This is a genomic window from Achromobacter sp. (assembly GCF_036567245.1).
GTDB lineage: Bacteria > Pseudomonadota > Gammaproteobacteria > Burkholderiales > Burkholderiaceae_B > Achromobacter.
Genome location: NZ_DATCUY010000236.1, coordinates 1 through 5,081, shown reverse-complemented (window position 1 = coordinate 5,081; position 5,081 = coordinate 1). Strand labels below are relative to the sequence as shown.

The window sequence follows — 5,081 nt, the reverse complement described above, 5'->3', positions numbered from 1 at the left end:
GCCCCAGGCGCTACTGGCCGCCGCATCCCAGCCCGGCGCCGACGCCGGCCCCGCCCGCAAGGGCGGCACCCTGGTCGCAAGCTGGGGCGGACTGGAGCCTCAGGCCCTGTTCGTCCCCGGCGGCGGCGGCTCCAGCCCCTTCCAGACCGCGACCAAGATCCTGGAGCGCTTGCTCAAGCTGGACGCCGACCTGAAGTTCCAGCCCGCACTGGCCCTGTCCGTCACGCCGGCCGCGGACTTCCGCAGCTACACCATCAAGTTGCGCGAAGGCGTCACCTGGCATGACGGCGCGCCCTTCACATCCGCCGACGTCGTCTACAACGTGCTGCAGCACTGGAAGCCGATTTCCGCCGGTATCGCGCTCAAGTCGCTGACTGGCGCCACCGCCTCCGATCCGCTGACCGTGGTGCTGAACTTCGACGCGCCCGTGCCGGAGTTCTTCCTGAAGTCCACGCTGGCCGGCCAGTTCCAGTTGCTGCTGCCCAAGCATCTGTACGACGGCCGCGACATCATCACCAACCCGCTGAACAACACCCCGGTCGGCACCGGTCCCTGGAAGTACGGCAAGTGGGTGCGCGGCAGCCACGTCGAATACCTGCGCAACGACAGCTACTGGAATGCCGGTCAGCCCAACCTGGACCGCCTCATCATCCGCTGGTGGGGCGACCCCGCCACCCGCGGCGCGGCGCTGGAGACCGGCGAGCTGGGCCTGGTCTACTCCAACCCGGTGCCGGCGCGCGACATCGACCGCCTGCTCAAGACCGGCAAGGTGGTGGTGGACACGCGCGGCTACCAGAACTCGGCCTGGACCGTGACCGCGGAATTCAACCAGCGCCGCGATATCGTCAACCGCCGCGAGGTGCGCCAGGCCATCCTGCACGCCATCGACCGCCAGTTCATCGTCGACACCATCTACTACGGCCGCGGCAAGCCCGCCATCGCCCCGGTCTTCAGCAGCAACCCATTGTTCTACACCGAGGACGTACCGCGCTATCCCTTCGATCCCAAGAAGGCTGCCGCGCTGCTGGACGCCGCCGGCCTGCCGGTCAAGGACGGCAAGCGCTTCACCGTGAACCTGGTGGCCGCCGCCTGGTTCGAGGAAAACGCCAAGCTCGGCCAATACCTGAAGCAGGCGCTGCAGGACGTGGGCATCGAGGTCAAGCTGGATTCGGTCGACCGCGCCACGGCGCTCAAGCGCATCTATGGCGACTATGACTACGACATCGCCGTCTCCAACTTCACGGCCCCGCTGGAACTGGTGCCCACCGTGACCCAGTTCTACACCACCGACGGCATCGTCAAGGGCGCCGCCTTCCGCAACGCCACCGGCTACTCCAATCCCGAGATGGACGCGCTGGTCGCCAAGCTGACCCAGGAAACCGCCCCGGACGCGCGCCGCGCGCTGGCGCACCAGTTCGCCCGCCTGGCATCGACCGACGTGCCCCACGTGCCCTTGGTGGAAATCCAGTCGTTCACGCTGGCCGGCAAGAACGTGCGCAACTTCACCACCGGCGCCAACGTCCAGGGCGAGAGCCTGGCCGATGTCTGGCTGCAGGCCTGAGGCGCGCGCATGCCGATCCGACTGATCTTGCGGCGGCTGGCCCAGGCCATCCCGCTGCTCCTGGGCGTGGTGGTGCTGAACTTCGCGCTCATCCAATCCGTGCCTGGCACCTTCCTGGACGTGATGACGGCCGAGCAGCAGGTCACCGATCCGGCGCTCATCGAGCGCCTGCGCGTGACCTATGGCATGGACCAGCCGCCCGCGGTCCAACTGCTGAAGTACATCGGCTCGGTGGCGCGCGGCGACCTGGGCTACTCCTACCGCCACAACCTGCCGGTGCTGGACGTGATCCTGGCGCACCTGCCAGCCACGCTGCTGCTCATGGGCGCCAGCCTGGCCATTGCGGTGCTGGTGGGCATGGCGGCCGGCATCGTCTCGGCCGTCAAGGTCAACACCTGGTGGGACAGCGCTGTATCGGTGTTCGCGGTGCTGTGCTTTGCCGCGCCCAGCTTCTGGCTGGGCATCATGCTGATCGTGCTGTTCTCGGTGAAGCTGGGCTGGTTTCCGGTGGGCGGCATGGTCACCATCGGGCTGGCCGGCGGCGCCTGGCGCCAGGCGCTGGACGTGCTGCATCACCTGGCGCTGCCGGCGCTGGCACTGGGCCTGTTTTATTCAGCCGCCTATGCCCGCGTCATGCGCGCCTCGATGCTGGAAGTCAGCCGCATGGACTTCGTGCGCACCGCCTATGCCAAGGGCCTGACGCGCAGCGCCGTCGTGTTGCGCCACGTGCTGCGCAATGCCTTCCTGCCCATCGTCACGCTGTTGGGGCTGCAACTGGGCGCGGTGCTGGGCGGCAGCATCGTGGTCGAAGCGGTGTTCAGCTGGCCCGGCATCGGCGCCGTGCTGTTCGACAGCGTCATGAGCCGCAACTATCCCGTGGTCCTGGGCATCCTGGTGCTCAGTTCCTTCGTGGTGATCATCGCCAATATCGCCGTCGACCTGATCTACACGCGGCTGGACCCGCGCATCAAGGCTGCCTGACATGTCCGCATCCCCTACTCTTGCACCTCCCCTTCCAGCGCCCCCTTCCTACCGCCGCACCTCCTTTGCCGCCCGCTTTGCCCGCAACCGGGGCGCCGTAGCCGGCGCCGCGCTGCTGGCGCTGGTGGCCTTCCTGGCGATGGGCGCCGGCTGGCTGTACCCCGCCGACCCGCTGCGCATCGTCGGCGCTCCCGAGATCTGGCCGTTCGAGTCCTGGCGTCATCCGTTGGGCACCGATTCCATGGGCCGCGACATCGCCGCCATGATTGCCCATGGCGCGCGCGCCACCCTGCTGATCGGCCTGGTGGCCGCGGCCACCGCCACGCTGATCGGCGTAAGCGTGGGCGCGGCGGCCGCCTGGGCCGGCGGCTGGATCGACGAAGGCCTGATGCGCGTGGCCGAACTGTTCCAGATCATCCCCAACGTGGTGTTCGTGCTGACGGTGGTGTCCATCCTGGGACCGCGTATCGAGCACATCACGCTGGCCGTGGGGCTGGTGTCCTGGCCGCCCATCGCGCGCCTGACCCGGGCCGAGTTCCTGTCCTTCAAGGAACGCGAGTTCGTGCAGGCCTGCCGCGCGCTGGGCATGAGCCCGCTGCGCATCGTCGCCGCCGAAATCCTGCCCAACGCCTTGCCGCCCGTGATCGTCATGTCCTCGCTGGTGGTCGCAGGCGCCATCCTCTACGAGTCGGTCGTGTCCTTCCTGGGCCTGGGCGATCCCAACATCGCCAGTTGGGGTCGGCTGGTCGGCGAAGGCCGCAGCCTGATCCGCTCCTCCTGGTACATCTGCGCCGTGCCGGGCGTGGCCATCATGCTTGCGGTGCTGTCGCTGAACCTGGTCGGCGACGGCCTGAACGACGCACTCAATCCCAAGCTGCAAAAGCGCTGAGCCGCATATTTTCGGAAACATCCATGACGCATTCCCTGCTCAACTTGGGCCATTTGGCCGATCCCGAACAGTCCTCGGGCCTTCCTGCCATCATCGACCTGCGCCTGCCCGACGCCCCGCTGCATTACACCCATGCCCAGATCCGCCTGCTGGCCGGCGGCGTGGCAACGTGGCTGTCCGCGCGCGGCCTGCCGCCAGGCAGCCGCATCGCCATCGCCTCACTTAACCGGGCCGAATACCTGATCGCGTACTTCGGCATCATGCGGGCAGGCTACGTGGCCGTGCCCATCAACATCAAGCAGTCGCAAGAGAACATCGACTACGTGCTGCGCGATGCCGGCATCGCGCTCGCCCTGGTGGACGGCCCGCGCCGCGCCGCCTTCGAGGCCAAGGTGCCGGTGCTGGACTTCGACGATGCCGGCCCGCAAGGCTTTGCCGCGCAGATCGCGCCCACGGACTTCGGCTTCGTCACGCCGCAGGCCGACGACATCGCCCAGATGCTGTACACCTCGGGATCCACCGGCAAGCCCAAGGGCGTGCCGCTGACCCATCGCGGCCAGCTCTGGGCGCTGGCCGCCACCTCGGGCGCCGTCGTCGCCCGCGCCGGCACGCAGGAACGCTATCTGCTGGCCCAGCCGCTGTTCCATATGAATGGCCTGTTCATGGCCAAGCGCGCCTTCGCCGGCAACAGCCTGCTGGTGATCCAGCCCTCTTTCGAAGTGGCTGCCTACGCCGACGCGCTGGAGCGCTACCGCATCTCGGTCCTGACCGCGGTGCCGACCATGTTTGCCCGGCTGGTCAAGGATCCGGCGCTATTGCAAGGCCGCGACCTGTCGGCGCTGACGCGCGTCATGCTGGGCTCCGCCCCCATGACCGTGGCACTGCTGGAGCGCATCCAGCGCGCCTTGCCCGGCGTGCGCGTGACCCATGGCTACGGCACCACCGAGGCCGGCCCTGCCGTGTTTGGCCCGCATCCCGACGGCCTGCCCACACCCGCGCTGGCTCTCGGTTACCCGCTGGACCCGACCCAGGTGCGGCTCGCGGACGGCGCCGGCCCGGATCAGGGCGTGCTGCTGATGAAGAACCCCGCCGTGCTTGCCGGCTATCACAATCTGCCGGAGAAAAGCGCCCAGGTGCTCAAGGACGGCTGGTACCACAGCGGCGACGTGCTGCGGCGCGATGCCGACGGCTTCTATTACTTCGTGGGCCGCGCCGACGACATGTTCGTCTGCTCCGGCGAGAACATCTATCCCGTCGAAGTCGAAAAGCTGCTGGAATCCCATCCCGACGTGCGCCAGAGCTGCGTGGTGCCGCTGGCCGATGAGGAACGCGGCCATATTCCGGTCGCCTTCGTCGTGCGCCGCGACGGCAGCCAACTGCACGCCGATGCGCTCAAGCGTCACGCGCTGGCGCATGGCCCGGCCTATCAGCACCCTCGCCGCATCCGCTTCGTGGATGAGCTGCCCTGGGCCGGCACCAACAAGGTCGACCGCAACGCGTTGCTGATCGCCGCCCGCCAACTCGAAGCGCGGCAAGCATGGACTCAACCCGAAACGGAAACCGCATGAGCAAGCCTGAATCCCCCAACAGCCTGACCGGCAAGACCGCCTTGGTCACCGGCGCCAGCCGCGGCATCGGCCGCGCCATCGC

4 protein-coding genes are annotated in these 5,081 nt (G+C 68.0%); all 4 read left to right on the top strand.

Going from position 1 to position 5,081, the window contains the following annotated elements; genetic code table 11:
• On the top strand, positions 1 to 1,561 hold a 1,561-nt coding region (locus tag VIR09_RS10485), incomplete at its 5' end, for an ABC transporter substrate-binding protein (RefSeq protein ID WP_332012810.1).
• 9 nt (positions 1,562 to 1,570) lie between these two features.
• Positions 1,571 to 2,542 carry an ABC transporter permease gene (locus VIR09_RS10480; protein WP_332012809.1) on the top strand — a complete coding sequence of 324 codons (972 nt, stop codon included), beginning with the start codon at positions 1,571 to 1,573 and terminating at the stop codon, positions 2,540 to 2,542.
• A gap of 1 nt (position 2,543) precedes the next feature.
• The gene (locus VIR09_RS10475; protein ID WP_332012808.1) at positions 2,544 to 3,431 is read left to right on the top strand and encodes an ABC transporter permease; all 888 of its coding nucleotides are present in this window, start codon (positions 2,544 to 2,546) and stop codon (positions 3,429 to 3,431) included.
• A 23-nt stretch (positions 3,432 to 3,454) separates the two neighbouring features.
• Positions 3,455 to 4,999 (top strand): class I adenylate-forming enzyme family protein, encoded by a 1,545-nt coding sequence (locus VIR09_RS10470; RefSeq protein WP_332012807.1) that lies wholly within the window; start codon positions 3,455 to 3,457, stop codon positions 4,997 to 4,999.
• Positions 5,000 to 5,081 lie beyond the last annotated feature (82 nt).